Origin of the sequence: Claveliimonas bilis (genome assembly GCF_030296775.1) — a bacterium.
GTDB classification, from domain to species: Bacteria; Bacillota; Clostridia; order Lachnospirales; family Lachnospiraceae; genus Claveliimonas; species Claveliimonas bilis.
In genome coordinates this window covers 43620-66320 of record NZ_AP027742.1, presented here as the reverse complement: position 1 = coordinate 66320, position 22701 = coordinate 43620, and the positions used below count along the sequence as shown (strand labels likewise).

The 22701-nt window shown below is 43.9% G+C and carries 17 protein-coding genes; 15 read left to right on the top strand and 2 right to left on the bottom strand.

All coding sequences use genetic code 11. The annotated features are described in order from the left end of the window. Window positions 1–140: 140 nt before the first annotated feature. Genes R2J37_RS00250 through R2J37_RS00220 form a run of 7 tightly spaced genes read left to right on the top strand, consistent with a single transcriptional unit; the run spans window position 141 to window position 7080 of the window. The gene (locus R2J37_RS00250; protein WP_256194777.1) at window positions 141–1442 is read left to right on the top strand and encodes an extracellular solute-binding protein; all 1302 of its coding nucleotides are present in this window, start codon (window positions 141–143) and stop codon (window positions 1440–1442) included. A 19-nt stretch (window positions 1443–1461) separates the two neighbouring features. After that, entirely contained in the window at window positions 1462–2352 is an 891-nt protein-coding gene (locus tag R2J37_RS00245; protein ID WP_316265922.1) for a carbohydrate ABC transporter permease, read from the top strand. Window positions 2353–2363: 11 nt separating this feature from the next. Next, a complete protein-coding gene (locus tag R2J37_RS00240; protein WP_316265920.1) occupies window positions 2364–3248 on the top strand; it encodes a carbohydrate ABC transporter permease in 885 nt (294 codons plus the stop codon). 15 nt (window positions 3249–3263) lie between these two features. Continuing rightward, a complete protein-coding gene (locus R2J37_RS00235; protein ID WP_256194772.1) occupies window positions 3264–4280 on the top strand; it encodes a Gfo/Idh/MocA family protein in 1017 nt (338 codons plus the stop codon). Window positions 4281–4294: 14 nt separating this feature from the next. Beyond that, window positions 4295–5212: a sugar phosphate isomerase/epimerase family protein gene (locus R2J37_RS00230; protein WP_256194770.1), complete on the top strand. Its 918-nt coding sequence runs from the start codon at window positions 4295–4297 to the stop codon at window positions 5210–5212. 21 nt (window positions 5213–5233) lie between these two features. After that, window positions 5234–6112 (top strand): AraC family transcriptional regulator, encoded by an 879-nt coding sequence (locus tag R2J37_RS00225; protein ID WP_316265919.1) that lies wholly within the window; start codon window positions 5234–5236, stop codon window positions 6110–6112. Beyond that, on the top strand, window positions 6109–7080 hold the full coding sequence (locus R2J37_RS00220) for a Gfo/Idh/MocA family protein (protein WP_316265917.1): 972 nt from the start codon (window positions 6109–6111) through the stop codon (window positions 7078–7080). The genes R2J37_RS00225 and R2J37_RS00220 overlap by 4 nt, the downstream gene beginning before the upstream one ends. Window positions 7081–7151: 71 nt before the next feature. Here the strand turns inward: R2J37_RS00220 and R2J37_RS00215 are convergent, their stop codons facing one another. Next, window positions 7152–8522 (bottom strand): MATE family efflux transporter, encoded by a 1371-nt coding sequence (locus R2J37_RS00215; protein ID WP_316265915.1) that lies wholly within the window; start codon window positions 8520–8522, stop codon window positions 7152–7154. A 114-nt stretch (window positions 8523–8636) separates the two neighbouring features. Between R2J37_RS00215 and R2J37_RS00210 the strand changes: the two genes are divergently transcribed. Beyond that, entirely contained in the window at window positions 8637–9164 is a 528-nt protein-coding gene (locus R2J37_RS00210; RefSeq protein ID WP_230107568.1) for a spore maturation protein, read from the top strand. A 64-nt stretch (window positions 9165–9228) separates the two neighbouring features. Here the strand turns inward: R2J37_RS00210 and R2J37_RS00205 are convergent, their stop codons facing one another. Continuing rightward, on the bottom strand, window positions 9229–10965 hold the full coding sequence (locus tag R2J37_RS00205) for a DUF885 domain-containing protein (protein WP_316265912.1): 1737 nt from the start codon (window positions 10963–10965) through the stop codon (window positions 9229–9231). Window positions 10966–11199: 234 nt separating this feature from the next. Here R2J37_RS00205 and R2J37_RS00200 point away from each other — a divergent pair, with 234 nt between their 5' ends. The 7 genes from R2J37_RS00200 to R2J37_RS00170 all read left to right on the top strand — a co-directional run bounded on the left by R2J37_RS00200 (window position 11200) and on the right by R2J37_RS00170 (window position 22693). Then, on the top strand, window positions 11200–12528 hold the full coding sequence (locus tag R2J37_RS00200; RefSeq protein WP_316265911.1) for a Wadjet anti-phage system protein JetA family protein: 1329 nt from the start codon (window positions 11200–11202) through the stop codon (window positions 12526–12528). Further along, on the top strand, window positions 12525–13169 hold the full coding sequence (locus tag R2J37_RS00195; protein ID WP_230107509.1) for a DUF4194 domain-containing protein: 645 nt from the start codon (window positions 12525–12527) through the stop codon (window positions 13167–13169). Before R2J37_RS00200 ends, R2J37_RS00195 begins: the two co-directional genes overlap by 4 nt. After that, the gene (locus tag R2J37_RS00190; RefSeq protein WP_316265909.1) at window positions 13120–16473 is read left to right on the top strand and encodes an ATP-binding protein; all 3354 of its coding nucleotides are present in this window, start codon (window positions 13120–13122) and stop codon (window positions 16471–16473) included. Before R2J37_RS00195 ends, R2J37_RS00190 begins: the two co-directional genes overlap by 50 nt. Before the next feature lie 1029 nt (window positions 16474–17502). Beyond that, window positions 17503–19404 (top strand): methionine--tRNA ligase, encoded by a 1902-nt coding sequence (gene metG, locus R2J37_RS00185; protein ID WP_316265907.1) that lies wholly within the window; start codon window positions 17503–17505, stop codon window positions 19402–19404. A gap of 199 nt (window positions 19405–19603) precedes the next feature. Further along, a complete protein-coding gene (locus R2J37_RS00180; RefSeq protein ID WP_316267067.1) occupies window positions 19604–20365 on the top strand; it encodes a TatD family hydrolase in 762 nt (253 codons plus the stop codon). A gap of 34 nt (window positions 20366–20399) precedes the next feature. After that, entirely contained in the window at window positions 20400–21275 is an 876-nt protein-coding gene (gene rsmA / locus R2J37_RS00175; RefSeq protein ID WP_230107512.1) for a 16S rRNA (adenine(1518)-N(6)/adenine(1519)-N(6))-dimethyltransferase RsmA, read from the top strand. 41 nt (window positions 21276–21316) lie between these two features. Further along, a complete protein-coding gene (locus R2J37_RS00170) occupies window positions 21317–22693 on the top strand; it encodes a citrate/2-methylcitrate synthase (protein WP_316265905.1) in 1377 nt (458 codons plus the stop codon). The last annotated feature ends 8 nt before the right edge of the window (window positions 22694–22701 follow it).

Below are 22701 nucleotides of genomic sequence, written 5' to 3'. Positions count from 1 at the left end.
TACAGTACTAAATTGAGATATTCTATTAAATGGACAATATAGAAAGTTGATTGATATAATGAGACTGACTAAAGGGAGGTACGAATTTTTGAGGCATGGATGACTGATCAGAATCCAACAACAAAGAGAGGAGAAAAGTTATGAAGAAAAAAAGAATCTTGGCAATGTTTATGACAATTATACTGACATTAGGATTATGTGCGGCCTGCGGGACGCAGGAAGCAGAGACAGATAGTGGAACAGAGGAAGGGGAGGATAATAAACCTGAAAAACTTGTGATTTTAATGTCTTCAGAAGGAACAGGTCCTATGGAGAACGCAGTAAAGACATTTGAAGAAGAGACAGGGATTGAAATTGAACTGCTTTCTGAGGCGTATGACAATATGCACAACAAAATTATGACTATGGTTGCAGGAGGCAGCCAGCTGGATATTGTTTCGCTTGATACGGTATGGCCGGCAGAATTTGCGGATTCAGAGCTGATCGTTCCACTGGATGATTATGTGGATGATGAGTTTGGGTCGCAGTTTGTAGACATTGCGTGGGAGCAATTGAAATATGACGGACACCAATATGGTATTCCGACAGGAAACGATGCAAAATGGCTGTTTTATAATAAGGAAATATTGGAAAAGGCCGGATATACAGAGCCTCCAAAAACGTGGAAAGAGTTAAGTGAGATGTCTTTAAAAATGAAAGAAGAAGGACTTGTGAAATATGGGATGGCCTTTGGTGCAAGCCAGTCGGAAGGACTTACCTGTGATTTTACATCCTTGTTATATGGATTTGGAGGTCAGTATAGAGAAAGCGATGAAGATGCAAGCGGAGAGTGGATGCTGAACAGTGAGCAGTCGGTAGAAGCACTGACATGGCTGAAAGAGTCTATGGGTAACGGGGTAGTAGATCCTGCATCTATCACTTATACAGACCGCAATGTAATGAATACATTTATGGCAGGTGATGTTGCGTTTGTAACCGGATGGTCTTCTTACTGGACAACCACAAACAGTGAAGAGGAATCTGCTGTTGCCGGGAAAGTAGGAATGACAATGCTTCCCGGATCAGAGGAGGCCGTCAGTGGAAGCGTGGCAGGTGGCGGAGGTTTCGCAGTAGTGTCAACAACAGCCAGCGAAAAATGGTCAGTCGAATTTCTGAAGTTGCTTTGCAGGCCAGAAGTTCAAAAAGACTTTTTGAGTGGAGTTTCACAGATGCCGACTTTAAAGGAGCTTTATAGTGACGAAGCCCTGGTTGAAGAGTTCCCGATACTGGATATGGCATATCCACAGTACGAATACGCTCATTTCAGACCGATTTTAGTACAGTATCAGGAATGGAGCAAGATGGTTCAGGAGTCTATCCATAAAGTGATTGCTAACAATGAAGATCCGGAAACGGTTTTGAACGATCTTCAGAATCAGACCACAGAGACTATAAAGGGGTAAGGCTTTTAAGGAGGCAGAAATGAAAAGTAAGTTTTTGGCAAAGGAGGCAAGACTGGGGATATTTATGATATCCCCGGCCATGCTGATTATAATAGGATTGATGTTATATCCTCTAATATATACGCTCTATCTCACAGTTGCGGATTATAATGTTCTGACAGGGGTAAATAATGGTTTTACCGGAATTGAAAAATATGTCCGAGTGCTGACAGACAGTGACTTCTGGAATGCAATGGGTGTTACGATGTATTTTGTAGCAGGCTCTCTTGTGTTGCAGACAATTCTGGGGTTTATTGTTGCGTTATTTTTAAATATTCCGTTTAAAGGCCAAAAACTTTTAAGAGCGGTGATGCTGGCGCCTTGGGCAGTTCCCACAGTTGTAAATGCACAGCTTTGGAACTGGATTTTGAATGCCAGCTATGGAGCGCTGAACAAATTACTGCTTCAGATAGGTTTGATCGATGAACCTATTGTATGGCTTGGGGATCCCAAATTGGCAATGAACGTCATTATTTTGGCAGATACATGGAAAATGCTTCCGCTGTTTGTGATTATGCTGTTAGCGGGGATGTCGACCATACCGGAATCCCACTATGAAGCAGCAAAACTGGAAGGAGCCGGATTCTGGTTTTCTTTCAGAAAAATTACATTTCCTCTTTTGAAGCCAATGCTTCTCGTAGTTTTAATCATGAGAACAGCGCAGGCGATGAGAGTTTTTGACATTGTGTATATGTTGACCCAAGGCGGCCCAAATAGCAGTACGATGACGATCAGCTATTATACTTACTATCAGACATTTGGGCTGTTCGACTTCGGATATGGCTCTGCTTTAGCCATGATTGTGACAGTTTTGACAGTGGGAATAGCGGTTATCTACAAGAAGGTATTGAAATCAGATGATATATACTAGGGGGTGAATATATGAAAAGGAGTCTGACAAAAAGGAGCATCCGCAAAATATTACTGCTGGCGGGGAGTATTATGTTTATTGTATGGACTCTTCTTCCGCTGATATGGATGTTTATTTCCAGCATCAGTCCTACCAAGCATCTTCTGGATCTGTCGGCTTCGTGGTTCCCGGAACACCCGGACTGGAGCAGATACCGGGAAATCATGTTTTCTGAAACAATTTTAAACAAAGGGACGATTGTATCTTCTCCGGCCGCTGTTTTTAAAAGGGCCCTGTTTAACAGTATTTTTGTGTCCGGAGTGACCACAGTGATATCTTTGGCGGTGGGAAGTATGGCGGCATATGCTTTTGCCAGGTTAAGATTTCGATTTCGGGATAAACTGCTGCTTTTGATTCTCTTCTTCCAGCTTCTTCCTACTATCTCGCTTTTGATCCCGCTGTATGTGATCTTTCGGAAGATGGGAATTATTGACAACATGATTTGCCTGATTCTGCTTTACGTTTCTTTTACAATGACATATACCATATGGGTGATGAGCGGCTACTTCCGTTCGATATCCCGTGATCTAGAAGCAGCGGCAATGGTGGACGGATGTTCGAGGTTCGAAGCATATGTAAGGGTGATTCTTCCAATAGCAAGACCAGGCCTTACAGCGGTCGGGATATTGGCGTTTTTAATGGCGTGGGACGAATTTATGTATGCGCTCATATTTATGAACTCGCAGTCAAATAAAACGATAACGGTAGCTTTGTCGGAATTTACATCGAAATTCGGTATTGATTATGGAATGATGATGGCAGCAGGCTGCATAGCCACTGTCATACCGGTGGCAATATCTATTATTTTTCAAAAAAATATTACCCAAGGTCTTACGATGGGAGCATTAAAAGAATAAGAGTGAGGAAAAGCAATGAAAAAATTGAAAGTAGGAATTATTGGATGCGGCACAATTGCGGAAGGACAAGCTATTGCGGCTAAACAGTTGAAAAATACAGAACTGACAGCTGTGTGCGACGTGATTGAGGAAAATGCCTGGGAGTTTGCAAGGAAGTTGAATGTGCCAAATGTATTTACAGATTATAAAGAAATGTTGCAGACAGATTTGATCGATGCAGTCTATAACTGTACTCCCAATTTTATGCACAGGCAAGTGGTTGTGGATGCGGCAAAGGCGAAAAAACACATTCTGACACAGAAACCCTTCGCCAATACACTGGAGGAAGCACAGGAAATGTGCGAGGTAGCTTCAGAAAATAAAGTTATTTTGCAGTCGGCATTTTTCGAGAGATTTCGCGGATATTGTCAGGCGATGAAAAAATGTATCGAATCAGGAGAAATAGGAAAGCTGAAGATGATAAAGACACAGATGTCTCATGCTGGAATCGGAGACTTTTATTATCCTAAGACAAAATGGTTTCATGATCTGTCGTTGGCCGGAGGAGGATGTCTTGCAGATATGGGGGCACATCATCTGGATCTGATGAGATGGCTGGCACAATCAGAAGTGAAATGTATAGACGCTCAGATAGACGAGGCGGGTACGGGGATTCCGGAAAAAAATGCAATCGTGAATATTACCTATCAGAATGGAATTATGGCGCAAGGTCATTGGAGCTTTTCTACCATTGCGCCGGAAGGCGTGTGTTATGACAAGTTTGAATTATATGGAGAGAAAGGAACTGTTTTTGTGACGTGGGACAGAAATAATGCTCCGAGATTTCAGATTGTCAAAAAGGGTGATTTGCAGTGGACAGATTATCCTTATGAGGAAATAGACGGATTTTTCGCTATGGAAAAACATTTTGCCGACTGTATTTTACAGCACAGAAAGCCTATGACTACAGGATATGATGGAATAAAATCGGTTGAAACCATATTAGCGGCATATAAAAGTGCAGTAACAGGGGAGAGACAGTATTTGGAATAAGGAGGAATATAGGAATGAAGCTTGGATGTGCAGTGTGGTGCTTTACAGCTCCGCAGTATCAAGCGCCGTATGAACCAGCAATTCATACGATTGGAAAGATGGGATTTGATACGATTGAATTGATTGCCCATAATCAAAAGGATGTAGACGTTTATTATACAAATGAAAAAATCCGGGAACTGCGCCACTTGATAGCCTCATACGGGATGGAGCTTTCACAGTTTGCAATATATACAGAGCTGACTCAGGGGCTGTCCAGTATCAATGAAGAAATAAGGGAAGAAGCTCTGAATAATTTTGAAAAAATGGTAAAAATCGGATATGAGTTGGGAACCGGGATGATCAATATGGTTTCAAACTGGGTAAACGGATATGAATGTCAGGTGCAGTATCTTCCAAATTATTGGTCGCCGTTTCTTGGCGGCGGAGCTTTTGCAGAGCTGACCCAGAATATGAAGATGCCGGAAGATTACGACGGGGAAATAATATGGAAGGAATATATACAGACAATACAAAGGTGTGTCGATATATGTAAAAAGTATGGCATGCGTTTTAATATTGAAGGGCATGCTAATGTAATTGTAGGAAATTCCGATGCAATGCTAAGAATGTTTGATTCGATATCGGATCCGGCTCTGGGGATTAATTTAGATGTGGCATGGCACATGATCCAGAGGGAGTACATTCCCATGGTAATTGAAAAACTGGGGAAAAAGATATTTCATGTCCATATGCGCGACGGTGACGGCATAGGAAACTATGGACTTCCGCCGGGAAGAGGAATTAATAACTGGGAAGATACATTTGCTTCTTTAAAAAAAGTTGGATTTGATGGAAGTGTCTCCTTTGAACTTTCACATTATATGGAACCGGAAAAGGTAATCGGGGACGCGCAGCAATTTGTAAAAAAAGTTATGGAAAAAATCTTGTAGTGAAAAGGGAGGAGGATATTTATGCAGGAAGGGATTGAAGAGAGATATTTTGTAAGTGAAAGCAATAGCGCGTCTTTTAAAATTTTTGTACATGAATATTCATCTCCCCTTCACTGGCATAAATATCTGGAGATACTCTATATTTTAGAAGGCAGGGTCCTGGTGTCTATAAATGGAAAAGAGAGGATTGTAGAACCGGGGACATTGATTTTTATTAATACAAAGGAGGAGCATTATACAGATTTTATCAACCATGAGAAGCATAAAATCTTATGTATTCAATTTGATGCGGATATTTTGTATACACTGGGCGGGATTGGACATGAGATGAAATATATCGCAGCGCTTCTAAACCACAAAGTTCCATACCCGGCCTATATAGATCTGGAGTCGGAAAGTGACATTCTTCCCATTCTTTACGAACTGCTGAAGGAAGTTGAAGAAAAGAAGGTGGGATATGAAATGATCTTAAAGGCGGATTTTTATAAACTGATCGTCTGGTATTATCGAAAAGCTGAGGAGTTTGAAAAAGATGTCAGGATGCAGGGAATCCGGGAAAACAGAAGTGATGAGGAGCGTATGAATATAGTTTTCCGCTATGTGAGCGAAAACTATATGTATCCGATTACTACGTCGGATGCAGCTGATTATGTCTTTTTAAGTTATTCCTACTTTTGCAAAATGTTTAAAAAACATATGAAAATTACTTTTATGGAATATTTAAATAAAGTCAGAATGGTGGAAGCGAAAAAGCTACTGGTCCATACAAATCTTAGTATTGGTGACGTGGCATCAAGAATCGGGTACAGGGATCAGAATTATTTTACCCGTCTGTTCAAAGAAACCTACCAGATGACGCCGAGCAGTTACCGAAAGGAAGAGGGGAAGGGAAAGGAATGAAAAAACCGTTTACATGGGGGATTATAGGGGGAGGTTTTATTTCGCACCAATTTGCGGAAGGACTAAAGAATCTGTCTGACGTACGGATAGGAGCAGTGGCATCTGCCTCTCATACAGGATCGCCTATCAGTGCAGAACGATATTATAATGATTATGAGCAATTGGCGGAGGATGAAGAAATAGACGCCATATATATAGGGACGATCCATCCTCGGCATTTTGAAAATATTTGTCTGTGTCTGCAGAAGAAAAAGCCTGTTTTATGTGAGAAGCCTATTGTAATGCATGCATCTCAAATGGAATGTTTGCTGGAATTGTCTGAAAAGAGTGGAACTCTTTTGATGGAAGCAATGTGGAGCAGGTTCCTTCCGTTGTACGTTTACTTAAAAGAAAAGATAAAAAAGGGAGAATTTGGGAAAATAGAGCATATGAAAATCAGCTTTGGAGAAAAGGCAGAGCCCTCGAAGAAACGGCTGTTCAGTGCTGACCTGGGCGGAGGGGCATTGATGGATATCGGTGTTTATGGGATTAATCTTGCAAAATGGCTTCTAGAAGAAGACCCGAAAAAAATCCAAAGCTGGGTGAGAGTGAATGAAGAGGGTGTTGATCTGACAACATTTTGTAGCATGCACTTTTCTGATCTGTGTGATGTTGAAATGACAGTATCTATTGAAAAGAAATTAGAGAATAGTATGTGGATTATGACAGACAAAGGGGAATATTATATCCCGTATTTCTGGAGGCCGGATACATTATTCCGCTTCTCCCCCGGTCAGAATTTTGATATGAACCGTCCCTGTCAAAAAAACGTGTTTGAAATAAAGGGGAATGGTTATCAATACGAAGCGGCTGCCTTTCAAGAGACTGTATATAAAGGAGAACTAGACAATAGTACAATGCCGAGGAAGGAAAGTCTTAAAGTAATGAAAATTTTGGACGAGATTCGGGAGAATGCGATACATTTGTAAAAAATATCGGTCTTTGGAAGTATGAGACATCAAAAGCACCGGCCATCAAAAGTGCCGGAATAGAAAGAATCCTATTCCGGCGCTTTTGCAGTCGGTGTCTCTTTCAGCCGGGGCCAGACGGTAAGGAGCATTGTAACGAAGCTTGCTGTTCCCCCGATAAAATTGGACACGGGTTCTGCCAGAAATACGCCGTCGGTGCCAAATCCGATTGCCGGGAGGAAAATGGTAAGGGGGATCACGATAATAACTTTTCGGAACAGGGAGAAAAAGACAGCCTGCTTTGATCTGCCCAGAGCAACGAAGGTAGACTGACCTGCAAACTGCAAAGCCATCATGAAAATTCCGAAAAAGTACAGTCTCATAGCAGGAACGCCCTTTTCCAGCAATTCCGGTTCACTGTTGAACAGATGAATAAAAAAGTGCGGGAAGAAAAATAAAAGGGCCCACGCTGCCAGGGAAAAGATAATACAGGCGACAGAAGTAAAACGGATTGCTGCTTTTACCCGGCGGTATTCCCCGGCTCCGTAGTTAAAACTCATGACAGGCTGCGCGCCGCTGGTCAACCCGTTTACAGGCATGGTGATAATCTCGCGGACAGAGTTTATAACAGTCATGATGCCTACATAGAGATCACCGCCCCAGCGCTGCAGCATAGCGTTGCACATGATCTGTACAGAACCGTTGGTAATGGACATGACAAAGCCGGACAGTCCAAGCCCTGTAATATCTTTTACGATAGAAAGCTGTGGACGCGCCAGAGTGCGGGGGAGGCGGATCACAGCTTTTTCCCCTGTCAGAAAGCGGAACACCCATACTGCGGAGACGAACTGCGACAAAATAGTGGCAAGGGCAGCCCCACGGACACCCATATGGAATACAAAAATAAAAATCGGATCCAGAATCAGATTCAGGACTGCTCCGATGGAAACAGTGAGCATTCCCATTACGCCAAATCCCTGCGCGTTGATAAAATTATTCATACCAAGACTTACCATGACAAACAGTGTGCCGCACAGGTAAATGGACAGATAAGCATCGGCATAAGGGTAGGTGACATCACTGGCGCCGAACAGATACATGAGGGGGCGCCGAAATATAAAGCAAAGAAGAGCCAGGAGAATCCCGCTGATCAGGAGCATGGAAAAGGAGTTTGCCATGATCTTTTCGGCCTTTTTCTCGTCGCCGGATCCTCTGGCTATAGAAAAGAGGGGAGCGCCGCCCATGCCGAACAGATTGGCAAATGCAGTGATGATTGTAATGACTGGAAGAGTCAGTCCGATACCGGTCAGTGCTTCTGTGGAAGTATGGGGGATATGGCCGATATAGATGCGGTCTACCACATTGTACAGGACGTTAATGAGCTGAGCTAAAGTCATGGGAACAGCCAGGCGGAGAATGTTTCCAGAAATACTTCCTTTGCTGAAATCACTTGAGTTTTGCATAGTTGCTATCATTCCTTATCGATTCATTCTGCTTTCTAGTATAGACTTTTTGGAGATTGTTTTCAATGTTCCTTCATATAATGAAAGAAACAGAACTTGGCAAAAGGTGAAAGAATGGATGTATTTATGATCGTATCCAACATGATCATTCCCCTGCTTATCGTGGGGATTGTATGGTTTGGCGTTTCCAGGAAGGTACCGGTGTATGATGCCTTTATAGAAGGCGCAAACAGCGGCTTTAAAATCGTGCTGAAGATCATGCCCACAATGGTTGCACTGATGATCGCAGTGGGAATTTTACGATCATCCGGTTTCCTTGAAATGGCTGCAGAACTGATCGGGAAGTTTACGGTACATATCGGATTTCCGGGAGAACTGGTTCCCCTTACTATCGTAAAAATGTTTTCTTCCTCTGCGGCAACAGGGCTTTTATTGGATCTCTATGAAGAATTTGGGACAGATTCTCTCATCGGACTGATGGGATCCATCAGTATGTCCTGTACAGAAACTATTTTTTATACCATGAGTGTCTATTTCATGACGGCGAAGATTACAAAGACCAGGTATACCCTGGAAGGGGCGTTGATCGCCACATTTGCCGGACTGGCAGCCAGCGTTGTTCTTGCGGGCTGGATGGTATAGACAAAAAAGAGGTGAAGGAGGAACGTTTGAAAAGCCCTTCTTCGCCTCTTTCTTTGTCTTGCTGTTATTCCCCTAAAGCATATTTTTCTACAATCTCAAAGGGAGCAGGTCCGGTATCCAGGACAGCTTTGTGGAAACGTTCCTGTGTAAAAGAGTCTCCCCATTTTTTGATTGCTGTTTTTTTCAGTTCCAGAAATTCTACATAGCCAATATAATATTTCAGATAGTTTCCCGGATCTCCCAGAATAAGGTCGTAGATGTCCTGTATCGTCTGGGTATCGGTGATCCCGAAGTTGCGGAAAAAGGATACTGTCTCTGCAAGGGACCAGCCGTCGTAATGGATCCCCATATCTGCCAGGGCGTAAAGTCCCAGGATCACGGAGGCGTTCCGCTGTGCCAGAACAGCCTGCTGTGTATCCAGCGCCGAATAGTAATAACTGATCATTTCCACATAGGTTGCCCACCCTTCCGTATAGCCGCCCCAGTCCAGCAGATTCCGGATGGGATCCGGATTTGTGGAGGCGTAGTATACATTTTGATAGAGATGGCCGGGGTAACCCTCATGGGCTAAAGTCGTGTAGAGCGTCAGATCATCGGGCAAATGTCCTTCGTTAATGTAGATGACATTGTCATCTGTGTCGTCTATGGCAGGGACCATGAAAAAGGCAGGGCTTAAATAGTCCTCCATTTCTGCCTGCACCTGCTTCACCTGAATATTGACGTCAGGAAGGGCGGGAAAATCGCCGGAGCATTTTTCTTTCAGACTGTCAAGGATCACAAGGGGATCAGTATTTTCCAGAGTCAGTTTTACTGTGCTGCCGCCGGAGGACTCACCTGTTTTGCTGCTTTTTATAAGAACAGACTGCATGGCAGTAAGATCTTCTGCCATCTGGGACTTTGTAAGATCCTGCAGATCAGAAACGCTCCGGGAGGAGCCGGTATCCCGGCGGACAATATATTCATAGTAGGCTTTCCCGTTAGGATAGTAACAGAGACCGTTTTGATTCTTTCCTGTATTTTTCAGAGCAGCCATTGCGGCAGAAAGCTTTCGGTAGGAGGGGAAAATATTTTCATTTACCAGTTTTTGATGCTGGGATATGTAGGCTTCCTTTTGCTGTTTTGAAAGGTCAGGTACAGTTTCAAGCCGCTCCTGAAAGGAGGAAAATAAATAATGGCTGTCACCCATGGATGCAAAAGAACTGCATTCTTCGATAATATCCTGAGCGCAGCGGGAAGACATGAAAAGGCCGGCTTTTGATTTTTCTTTCTCAAATGCGATGAGGGAAGCAAAATGCTCAGGCACGTCGCTGATAAGAGCAAGGTAACTGTCAATGTCCTCGTCAGAATAAAAGGGATATTCGGATAAAAGGATGGGGAGCTGTGACTGGACTCCTGTGAGGGGGCTTAAGGGCTCTTCGTACAGTGCAAATGGCACGGCATGCAGAGATTCTGTCAGATAGCTTCTCAATACATCGTAAGTAAGCCGGTTTTCCCGTGAGAGTTTCTGACGGCGAAAACTGTCGAGGACAGCCAGAGTGTTTTCGCAGGAAGCGCTTAGAGCCGTCGGATCGGCTGTATAGGCGCCCAGAGTGACGGGGGTGTTTTCAACGCCATATTTTTCAGGATATTTCAGAGTATAGTGAAGGGTGATGGCGCTGGATGAAACTTCCTGACGGAAGAGGTCTGCAGTAAACTTAAGGAAAGCATCGTTTTCATCCTGGGAAAATAGACGGGTACAGGCGTTCAGAGAAATAACAGCTGTAAGAGCCAGACAAAGAAGAGCAGAAAGCTTTTTTTTCATATAAAAATCCTAAGGGTTTTTCTCTATAAATATGCGGAAAGAAAAGTAACTATTCACAGCCGTTTCAGGACTGAAGCGCGTAAGCCGGGCGAGTGCGCATGCGGGTGGGGCTGTGAATAATGATAAAAGGAATGATTCCCCGGAAGATGGCGCCCAAGGGATTGAAAAAAAGAAATCTCCATGATAACATGACAACGGCGGGATTCGTCGCAGCACAGATAAAAAGGAGTACAGATGAAATTTGTATATGAGATTCCAGACTCGTTCTGGAGCCTGTTTCGTTCCAGAAACAGGGAAATATATATGGAAGCTTTGCTTCAGATCAATGAAGAATATGAGTATAATAATTATTTTTTAAGCAGGGATGCCTGCCTTCAGATATTGAGTGACTATTTTGCCAGCAAAAAGATCCGTCTGGAAATGGAAGAATCAGAGAGTGAACTTGATATGTTGGAAACGCCGGCGGCCCGCATCCTGAACTGGCTTGTACGATTCCAGTGGCTGAAAAAATCGGAGGATTACGGAAGCTTTGTAACAAACATTGTCATACCGGACTATGCGGCAGTGTTTATTGAAGCGTTTGAACAGATGACCCGGGAAGGGATGGATGAGACGGATCTATACATTCAAAATGTGTATGCGACCCTCTATTCTTTCCAGAATAATCCCAGGCTGAATACAGGAATGCTGCGGTCGGCGCTTGTCAATACGAGAAAACTGAATAAAGTTCTCCAGGACATGCTCCACAATATGGATCGGTTTTTCGGACGGCTTCTGGAACAGCAAAATTACGGACAGCTTCTTGAAGAGCATCTGGAAGGTTATGTAGAGGAGGCGGTCAGCAGGAAGTATCACATTCTGAAAACAAGCGATAATTTTTATCTTTACAAGATGGATATTAAAGAATGTCTGGAAAAAATAAGAGATAATGAAGAAACTATAGACAGGATCGGAGAAGAGGGTCTGGAAATACTGAACCGGATCGAGAGAAGTTTTGATGATATGGAGCGGCGGATCTCCAATATGGATAGAGAGCATACAAAGTATATCCGCGCTACAGTGACAAGACTGAATTATCTGCTGAGCGGACAGACAGATACAAAAGGGCTTGTGGTGCAGCTTTTGAATCAGATAGGAAATGATGAGAACGGGGAGGAGAAACTTGCAAGAGTCGGGGAGAAGATGAATCTTTCTCTGTTGGAAATGCTGTCGGATAAATCTCTGTACAAGAGGCGGAAAGGACGAAAGGATTTCATCAGCCAGATGGAGAGAGAAGAGGAAAAAGAGGAGCTTTCCCGGGGAGAAGTGCTGAAGCTGAACCGGATCCATACCCGTTACAGCCGGGAGCAGATAGAAGAATTTATTGAATCCCATATGGAAGAGGAAAAAATGTGCCTGGAAAACATAGAGATCCGGGATGACTCGGATTTTGAGAAGATCATACTGGCATACGATTACAGTATAAGAAACAGCAGCAGATATCAGGTGATTGAGGAAGAAGGACAGGTAGTGAAAGGGAAATACCGCTGTCCGAAACTGACATTTGTAAGGAGAAGATTATGATAACATATATAGAAGAGCTGACAGACCAGGAGAGGGAGGCGATCCGGGAGGCGATCCAGCTTCTGTACCGTCAGACCTACCTTCTGGAGAGAAGATACGACAGACGGACAGAGAAATACCAGTATACAAAGGAGTATAGAACATGCAGCACGCATCTGGAATTTCTGAAAGACTATTTTGCAGTCGCCGGAATTTCTCTGGAAGAAAATGTGCATGACGGGATTATTTACATACAGGGAGAAACGCTGTGGGGCGAGAAGCTTCCAAGGCTTGCCACAGTGTATCTGCTGATCCTGAAGCTGATCTATGATGAGCAGATGGCGCAGGCAGCGTCCAGTACCCGTATAGTGGCGACGGCAGGTGAGATCAATCAGAAAGCAGGGGCGTTTCGTGTGATCAAGAGCATCCCATCTCCCACAGAGATGAGGAGGACCATAGCGCTTCTGAAAAAGTATCAGATTGTGGAGCCGCTGGACATTTTAGAGGAATTGAACGAAAATACGAGGATGATCATTTATCCTACAGTCAATCTGGTGCTTTCGGGAGATCATATCCGAGAACTGCTGGAAAGTTTTAGCGAGGAGGAAAACAGTGGAGAAGAAACAGCCATTCAAAATACTATCGAAGATCTGTCTGAATAATTGGCATTATATTGACAGGAAGATTCTCACTTTAAATGAAGGCATTAACTTTTTTACAGGACACTCAGGCAGCGGGAAATCTACAGTTATCGATGCGCTTCAGATCGTGCTGTACGCAAATACGGACGGCAGAGGATTTTTCAACAAGGCGGCAGCAGACGACTCCGACCGGAATCTGATCGAATACCTGCGCGGGATGGTAAATATCAGTGAAAATAATGAATCAGAATATCTGAGAAACAAAAACTTTTCCACCACAATCGTCCTGGAATTTACTAACAGTTCCACAAAAGAGGAGGAGTGTGTGGGAGTCGTATTTGATGTGGAAACTGCCTCCAATGATATAAACAGGCTCTTTTTCTGGCATCGGGGAGGCATTTTGCCAAATGCCTACAGAGGAGAGGGAAGAGTGCTGTCTACCCATGAGATACGGGAATATCTGCAGAGGAATTTTTCACAGGAGAATTATTACTGTGGTCCCAGCAATGAACGGTTCCGCCGTCAGCTCTATGATGTCTATCTCGGCGGACTTGATATAGAGAAATTTCCCCGGCTTTTCAAGAGGGCGATTCCGTTCCGCATGAATATCCGGCTGGAGGATTTTGTGAAGGAATATATCTGCATGGAGCAGGATATTGAGATTGAAGGAATGCAGGAGAGTGTTCTCCAGTATGGAAGAATGCGAAGCAGAATAGAATCTATACTGGGAGAAATAAAATGGTTGACAAAGATCGAAGAAAATTTCGAATCTCATAAGGATAAGTGTCTGGAAGAGGAATCATGGAGCTATCGTGCCGGCCGGCTGGAGATTTTGCAGCTTGAAGCAAGACTGCAGGAAATTAAGGACCGCAAGGAGACAGCCATTCAGGAGACCGAACAGCAAAAGAAGACAGAGGAAAGCGTGGCTGCAAAGATCCGGGAAATCCAAAAAGAGTATGAAGATGTCATTGTAAAGATCGCCCAGACGGGATATGAGGAGATCAAAGGTCAGATCAAAGAAACGAATGCCTTCCTTGAACATCTGGAAAAGAGCAGAACAGACCTGATAAAACTGGCTGAAAGTATGGGAAAGTGGAAAAGTCAGGACCGCGTATCCAGCCAGACACTTCAGGATATCGGAAAATTCTGCAGTTTTAAGATTACGGAAGAAGAACTGGAACGGATCCAAAATAATCTGAAAGAAATCCGCCAGGAAGCCGAGGAGGAAAAAGCGGATATTGGAAGTCAGCTGCGGGATGTGAAGCAGAAGTTAAAGCTTCTGGGGGAAGAGGCGTCAGATCTGAAACAGGGGAAGAAGCATTACCCTCTGGAAATCGAGGAGGCGAGATACTATATCCGAAGCGAGCTGCAAAAGAGGGCAGGGAAATTTGTTCATGTTCAGATTCTTGCGGATCTGCTGGAAGTAGAAGATGAGACATGGCATGCTGCAGTGGAAGGCTGCCTGGGGAACCATAAGACAGCGCTTATGGTAGAACCGGAATATGCCGGGGAGGCCATAGAGATTTATGAATCCATGGATAAGAAAAAGTTTTGCCGGGCAGCAGTGGTTGATACGAAAAAGCTGATGGAGAATGAACACCCGGTACAGAAGAGCTCACTGGCCGAGGAAGTGAAAGCAAAAGAAGAATATGCACAGGCATATATAAATTTCCTTCTGGGGAATATTATAAAGTGTAAATCTATTAATGAATTAAGAAATTATAAAATTTCTGCAACACCAGATTGCATTCTTTACAAAGGATATCGTGTTCAGCATATCAATCCGGAAAATTATACGAGAAGAGCTTATATCGGAGAAAACAGTTTAAGGAGAAGACGGAAACAGCTGGAAGAGAGGAAGGAGCAGCTGGAAAAGAGAAGGCTGCCTCTGGAAGAGGATATGGAGGATATCCGTACGCTCCTTTCCATGGAATATCTGGAACGTCCGGCAGCGGATTATCTTCATATGATGGCAGATATTTCCACGATCCGCAAAAAAGAAGCAGAAAGAGAAGAACTTCTGGCCCGCCTGGAAAAGATGCAGGGTGGAAATGTGGGACAGCTGGAAGAGGAAAAAGAAAGGCTCAAGGAGCAGCAGGTTTTGAACGAGAAGAACCTGGAACAGATACGAAAAGAAATCTGGGGCCGGGAGAGCCGGATCCGTCAGGCAGATGTACAGTATCTGGATATCAGCAGTCAGCTTAAGGAGAAAGAGGCAGCCTTTTTGGAAGACAGCCGTCATGCTGAAAGTTTTCAGCGTTATCTGGCAGAAAAGCGAAGCAGTAATTATGAGTATCTGCGGGGACTTTGCCAGAGAGAGGTGCAGAGCTGTCAGTCAGAAAGGGAAGAAAGATATCAGGAACTTGTAGATGCAAGAAGCGAATATTTAAGGCAGTATCCCCACAGAAGCTTTTCCGTCGGAACAGAGGACAACAAAGAATACGCAGAGCTTCTTGACAGACTGAAATGCGACCATCTGGAAGAATATCAGAAAAAGGCAGCCCAGCAGGCACAGGCGGCAGTGCGCCACTTTAAGGAGGATTTCGTCTATAAAATACGAAGCGCCATTAAAGAAGCCTACCAGAGGCAGGATGAACTGAACCGCGTCATCAGCCGGCTGGATTTCGGAAAAGATAAATACCGGTTTGTCATCGGGCCGAATAAAGGGCCGGACGGTGTATATTACAAAATGTTTATGGACGATTCCCTGGAAATCAATCCGGCGCAGCTCCCTGACGCTATGGACAGCCAGATGGATCTTTTCACTATGGAGCACGAGGACCGTTATGGAGATGTGGTAAATGAGCTGATCCAGATTTTCATTCCGCCGGAACACGCTACTCCGGAAGAGATGGAGGAGGCAAAACGGAATATGAAGAAATATTCTGACTACCGAACCTATCTTTCCTTTGATATGCAGCAGATTGTCAGGGGCGAGAAAGATATGCATATCGGGCTTGGAAAAATGATACGGAAAAACTCCGGAGGAGAAGGGCAGAATCCGCTTTATGTAGCGCTTCTGGCAAGCTTTGCTCAAATGTACCGCCTGGATGAAGGGAGGCGGGGCCGGCGCAATCCAACCATCCGCCTGGTTATTCTGGATGAGGCATTTTCTAAAATGGATGCCGAGAAGGTGGCTACCTGTATCGAACTGATCCGGGGACTTGGCTTCCAGGCTATCATCAGTGCGACAAACGACAAGATCCAGAATTACCTGGAAAATGTGGATAAAACCTTTGTTTATGCAAACCCGGATAAACAGAGCATTTCCATTATGGAATTTGAAAAGGGAGAGTTTGCCGAACTTACGAAAGGGACAAGTTAAGCCTTGCGGCTGACCGGGGGATATGATATAGTAAAAACAGAAAAGGGGGCAACCGCCATAAAGTGGTTGACCTCTGGTTGATGATAAGCCTACCTGACGGTAACAAGATTGTAATAGAATTACCACCCTGAAACCGCTCAAAGTTTAGAGGGTGGTTTTTCTATGTTTAAAGCACTACTTGATAAACGTAAAAACGAATGTCAGTAATGCCAGGATGAACATTCCAAAGGCTATAAGATCTTTAAAGTAAAATGGTTTTTTGTCCATCAGCATCACCCCCCATTCTATGTAGAATGAAGGCCAAGCCACCCTGTAACACGATTACTCCGTTTGTACAGTATAATATAATGCAGACGGGCGGACAATCAAAAATAACGAAAAATGTAAACTAGTGTGCGGTGAGTGTAATCCTTGACATTTCAGAGTACCTATGCTAGGATTTTAGATACGATTAAACAAAGAAAACGCAGTGATGAAGAGAGTACTTCTGGAGAAGTTTTACAGAGAAATTCCTGTGCGGAAGACTTTGGAAAGAGTATATTTCTGAAGAAAACCGCCGCAAAGCTGAGAAGGAATAAATGAAAGCAGAAGGAAGATGGCTTCTGAGCGGCGCACCGACCGTTGGACAGTTGCTTGCAGGATGTAAGCAGCGATTCTATGTTCAGCGCAGGCTGCGATGGGTCCGCCCTTTACAGCGGACAGATGTCTTTTATGGCACCTGATGAGATTTCTGCCGTGAGGCAGGGATGAAAAGAAGTGGTAACACGGCTATGCTCGTCTTCTTTGGTTCTTTACAGAGCCAAAGGAGACTTTTTTATTTAATGGGAAATTTCTTTCCTATTAAATAAAACGCTCCGCAGGATGCGCACTTGCGCGAAGTGGAATTTTGCCGCTAAGGCGACCGCGCTCGGCGCGAGAGTTCCGCAAGCGGAACTCTTTGTTCTTTGTCGGGAAACTTCATTGCCGGGCAAATGAATTACTTTATTTTTAGAAAAGCTGTAAAAGGAAGAGAAAAGGAGAGAAAGTGAAATGGAAAAACAGAAATTTTATATGACGACAGCGATTGCCTATACATCAGGCAAACCGCATATCGGCAACACTTATGAGATCGTACTGGCAGATGCGATCGCAAGATACAAAAGGAGCCAGGGATACGATGTATTTTTCCAGACAGGAACCGACGAACATGGACAGAAAATTGAGCTGAAGGCAGAGGAAGCAGGAGTTACCCCCAAAGAATTTGTGGACAATGTAGCCGGAGAAATTAAGAGAATCTGGGATTTGATGAATACTTCTTATGATAAGTTTATCCGTACAACGGACGCGGACCATGAGAGGCAGGTACAGAAGATTTTTAAGAAATTATATGAAAAAGGCGATATTTACAAAGGGTACTATGAAGGAATGTACTGTACGCCCTGTGAGTCCTTTTTTACAGAGTCCCAGCTTGTAGACGGCAAATGTCCGGACTGTGGACGTGAGGTACAGCCGGCAAAGGAAGAGGCGTATTTCTTTAAGATGAGCAAATATGCAGACCGTCTTATCGAGCACATTAACAGCCATCCTGAATTTATCCAGCCGGTTTCCAGAAAAAATGAGATGATGAACAATTTCCTTCTTCCGGGACTGCAGGATCTTTGTGTATCCAGAACTTCCTTTAAATGGGGAATCCCGGTAGATTTCGACCCGGATCATGTGGTTTATGTATGGCTGGATGCCCTGACAAACTACATTACCGGAATCGGATACGACTGTGACGGAGAGAGCACTGAGCAGTTTAAGAAAGACTGGCCGGCGGATCTCCACCTGATCGGCAAGGACATTATCCGTTTCCATACTATTTACTGGCCGATCTTCCTGATGGCGCTGGATCTGCCTTTGCCGAAGCAGATCTTCGGACATCCGTGGCTGCTTCAGGGCGATGGAAAAATGAGTAAATCCAAGGGAAATGTACTGTATGCAGACGAGCTGGTAGATTTCTTCGGAGTAGATGCTGTGCGTTACTTTGTGCTTCATGAAATGCCGTTTGAAAACGACGGAGTGATTTCCTGGGAGCTGATGGTGGAAAGAATGAACTCTGATCTTGCCAATACACTGGGAAATCTGGTAAACCGTACCATTTCCATGACAAACAAATATTTTGGCGGAACAGTGACAGACAAAGGCGTGGCAGAAGAAGTAGACCAGGATTTGAAAGCGGTTAAAGAGAACATGCCAAAGGCAGTGGAAGAAAAGATGGACAGCTTGAGAGTGGCAGATGCGATTACCGAGATTTTTACCCTGTTTAAACGCTGCAATAAATACATTGATGAGACAATGCCGTGGGCGCTGGCTAAAGATGAGGCCAGGGCAGACCGCCTGGAAACAGTGCTTTACAATCTGCAGGAGAGCATCAAGGCAGGCGCACGGGCGCTGGAACCGTTTATGCCTGAGACATCAGAGAAGATCCTTGCACAGCTTGGCGATGGAAAAGTGACAGAGAAACCGGAAATCCTGTTCCAGAGACTTGACCTGGAAGAAGTAATGAAAAAAGTAGAAGAGCTTCATCCTCCGGTAAAAGAGGAAGAAGAAAAAGTGGAAAATGTGATCGATATAGAAGCAAAGCCGGAGATCACATTTGATGATTTCGGAAAAATGCAGTTCCAGGTGGGTGAAATCCTGGAATGTGAGGCGGTGCCGAAATCAAAGAAACTGCTTTGTTCCAAAGTGAGAGTAGGAAGCGAGATCAAGCAGATCGTATCCGGAATTAAGGCGCACTATACTCCGGAAGAAATGGTTGGAAAGAAAGTTATGGTTCTTGTAAATCTTAAACCGGCAAAACTGGCGGGAGTATTATCAGAAGGTATGCTGCTGTGCGCCGAGGATGCAGACGGCAACCTGGCCCTGATGACGCCGGAGAAAGATATGCCGGCCGGGGCTGAAATCTGCTAGTCGAGGACGAAATAATTTCAAAAAAGAATAAGGCGGCTGTAAAAGAGGGCGGAGGATTCATTGAAATCCCGGCCCTCTTTTATGTTCATTCATAAAAATTTAATTTTCCCGTAATATGAATTTAAACAGTTTTATGGTATAATTGTTCTACTCTTTTTAGAGCAATCATTTTGAAAAACGAGAGTAGACAGAAAATATGATGATTTTTGATACCCATGCACATTATGATGATGAACAATTTAATCCGGACAGAGAAGAACTGCTTTCGTCCATGGAAGCCGGAGGAGTCGGCACGATCATGAATGTAAGCGCATCCTTTGACTCCTGTGAGAATGTGCTTGGCCTGGCCCGTCAATATCCGTTTGTGTATGCAGCGATCGGTGTACATCCTGATCATGTGGGATGTCTGGATGAAGAGAAGATACAGAAAATGCAGGAGCTTCTTGAGGATGAGAAGGCGTTGGCAGTAGGAGAGATCGGACTTGATTATTACTGGAAGGAAGAGCCGGAGGAAATTCAGCAGAAATGGTTTATCCGTCAGCTTCAGCTGGCAAAGGATATGGATCTTCCGGTTATTATTCACAGCAGGGATGCAGCTGCCGATACGCTGCGCATTATGAAAGAGCATGGCAGAGACATTGGCGGTGTGATCCACTGTTTTTCCTATTCCCGGGAGATTGCCCTGGAATATGTGAAAATGGGCTACTACATCGGTATCGGAGGCGTGGTGACATTTAAAAACGGAAGAAAGCTGAAGGAGGTTGCGGAGGCTGTGCCGCTCTCTTCGATCGTACTGGAAACAGATTGTCCGTATCTTGCGCCGGTGCCGAACCGAGGAAAGAGAAATCATTCCCTGAATCTGACCTATGTGGCAGAAGAGATTGCCCGTATAAAGGGGATTTCTGCCAGTGACGTGATAGAAGAGACAGAGAAAAATGCAAGAAATCTGTACAGGCTGTAAGGAGTGAGGGGAGAAAAATAAAGGAGGTGGGGGATTGGGAGCAACTCTTGGAAATCCGCAGAATACCATTGAGATATTAAAAAAATATAATTTTTCATTTCAAAAAAAATTCGGACAAAATTTTCTTATAGATACTCATGTGCTTGACAAAATCATAGCAGCAGCAGAAATCACAAAGGATGATTTTGTGCTGGAGATAGGTCCCGGAATCGGGACGATGACACAGTATCTTGCAGAATCTGCAGGGAAGGTTACGGCAGTAGAAATCGACAAGTCTTTGATACCTGTTCTTGAAGATACCCTGAAAGAGTACCAGAATGTAACAATTATTAATGAAGATGTTCTTAAGCTTGATCTTAATGATCTGGTTTTGAAAGAAAATGGAGGAAGGCCCATCAAAGTAGTGGCAAATCTTCCATATTATATTACGACGCCCATTATTATGGGATTATTTGAAAAGCATGTTCCATTGGAAAGCATCACGGTTATGGTGCAGAAAGAGGTGGCAGACCGCATGCAGGTCGGTCCCGGAACCAAGGATTACGGCGCATTGTCTCTGGCAGTGCAGTATTACGCCAAGCCGTATATTGTGGCAAATGTTCCGCCCAACTGTTTTATGCCAAGACCAAAAGTAGGATCGGCAGTCATACGGCTTACGGTACATCAGGAACCTCCTGTACATGTGGAGGATGAGAAGCTGATGTTTGGGATTATCCGGGCGTCCTTCAATCAGAGAAGAAAAACATTGGCGAATGGATTGAAAAACTCAGCAGAGCTGAATCTTTCCAGAGAAGTAATTGCAGAATGCATCGAAGAACTCGGCAAAGGGCCGGGGATCCGGGGAGAGGCATTGACGCTGGAAGAGTTTGCGATGCTCAGTAATAGCATTTATCACAAGATAAATGAGTAACCTGTAAATTTATGAATTGAGACAGAAAGGAGAATGCGCTCATGGAAAAACGTTATCCTGCAGCAAGAGCATTATTTGAAATTACGCCGGAGATTGAACACCTGGCTGAACTATGTGAAGAAAAGAATGCGATTGACAAAGAGCTTTACACAAAATATGAGGTAAAGAGAGGGCTTCGAGATTTAAACGGAAAAGGCGTCCTGGCGGGACTTACTAATGTTTCCGATATTTGTGCAAAGAAAATAGTAAACGGAGAAGAAGTTCCCTGTGAAGGAAATCTTTATTACCGCGGTTACAATATTAAAGACCTGGTAAAGGGATTTCTGGAAGCGGAGCACTTTGGATTTGAAGAAATTACATACCTTCTTCTCTTTGGAGAACTTCCTACAAGTCAGGAGTTGGAGAAATTTCATGAGACATTGGTTGAGAGAAGAACGCTTCCTCCCAATTTTGTGAGAGATGTCATTATGAAAGCTCCAAGCAGAGATATGATGAACAGTCTTTCACGGTCTATTCTGAATATGTATTCCTATGATGCAAAAGCAGATGATACGTCAATTTCCAATGTATTGAGACAGTGTCTGAATCTGATCAGTCAGTTCCCGATGATGATGGTTTACGGTTATCACGCATACAATTACCGTATGGGTGAAGACTTGTTTATCTATGCGCCAAAACCGGAGCTGTCCACAGCTGAAAATATTTTGATGATGCTGCGGGAAGATCGGAAATACACGAAACTGGAGGCTAAAATTTTAGACATGGCTCTGGTTCTCCATATGGATCACGGCGGCGGTAATAATTCTACTTTTACTACACACGTTGTAACCTCTTCAGGAACCGACACATACTCAACGATCGCAGCAGCAATGGCTTCTTTGAAAGGACCGAAACATGGCGGAGCAAATATCAAAGTAACACAGATGTTTGAAGATATGAAAAAGACCGTCAGCGACTGGGAAGATAGAGATGCTGTCAGACAGTATCTGTGCGATCTTCTGGATAAAAAAGTCTTTGACCAAAAAGGACTGATTTATGGAATGGGACATGCAGTTTACTCCATTTCTGACCCGCGTGCAGATATTTTTAAAAAATTTGTGAAGCAGCTGGCAGTAGAAAAAGGATTTGAAAAAGAGTATGCACTTTATGAAATGGTAGAGCATATGGCTCCGGAAATTATCGGCGAAAAGCGCCGGATCTACAAAGGAGTAAATGCGAATGTTGACTTTTACAGCGGACTTGTATACAGCATGCTGGGACTTCCAAGTGCTCTTTATACGCCGATCTTTGCGGCGGCGCGTATTGTAGGATGGAGCGCGCATCGTCTGGAAGAGCTGAAAAATGTAGATAAGATCATACGACCGGCATACAAAGCACTGGCTCCGCACAGGGAATACATCAAGATGGAAGACAGATAAAAGTGAAA

Coding starts and splice junctions, on each gene's coding strand:
- R2J37_RS00205 (WP_316265912.1), bottom strand. CDS start 10,965: ATGAAAAAAAAGCTTTCTGCTCTTCTTTGTCTGGCTCTTACAGCTGTT.
- R2J37_RS00200 (WP_316265911.1), top strand. CDS start 11,200: ATGAAATTTGTATATGAGATTCCAGACTCGTTCTGGAGCCTGTTTCGT.
- R2J37_RS00220 (WP_316265917.1), top strand. CDS start 6,109: ATGAAAAAACCGTTTACATGGGGGATTATAGGGGGAGGTTTTATTTCG.
- R2J37_RS00240 (WP_316265920.1), top strand. CDS start 2,364: ATGAAAAGGAGTCTGACAAAAAGGAGCATCCGCAAAATATTACTGCTG.
- R2J37_RS00235 (WP_256194772.1), top strand. CDS start 3,264: ATGAAAAAATTGAAAGTAGGAATTATTGGATGCGGCACAATTGCGGAA.
- R2J37_RS00230 (WP_256194770.1), top strand. CDS start 4,295: ATGAAGCTTGGATGTGCAGTGTGGTGCTTTACAGCTCCGCAGTATCAA.
- R2J37_RS00250 (WP_256194777.1), top strand. CDS start 141: ATGAAGAAAAAAAGAATCTTGGCAATGTTTATGACAATTATACTGACA.
- R2J37_RS00245 (WP_316265922.1), top strand. CDS start 1,462: ATGAAAAGTAAGTTTTTGGCAAAGGAGGCAAGACTGGGGATATTTATG.
- metG (WP_316265907.1), top strand. CDS start 17,503: ATGGAAAAACAGAAATTTTATATGACGACAGCGATTGCCTATACATCA.
- R2J37_RS00195 (WP_230107509.1), top strand. CDS start 12,525: ATGATAACATATATAGAAGAGCTGACAGACCAGGAGAGGGAGGCGATC.
- R2J37_RS00210 (WP_230107568.1), top strand. CDS start 8,637: ATGGATGTATTTATGATCGTATCCAACATGATCATTCCCCTGCTTATC.
- R2J37_RS00180 (WP_316267067.1), top strand. CDS start 19,604: ATGATTTTTGATACCCATGCACATTATGATGATGAACAATTTAATCCG.
- R2J37_RS00225 (WP_316265919.1), top strand. CDS start 5,234: ATGCAGGAAGGGATTGAAGAGAGATATTTTGTAAGTGAAAGCAATAGC.
- R2J37_RS00215 (WP_316265915.1), bottom strand. CDS start 8,522: ATGCAAAACTCAAGTGATTTCAGCAAAGGAAGTATTTCTGGAAACATT.
- R2J37_RS00170 (WP_316265905.1), top strand. CDS start 21,317: ATGGAAAAACGTTATCCTGCAGCAAGAGCATTATTTGAAATTACGCCG.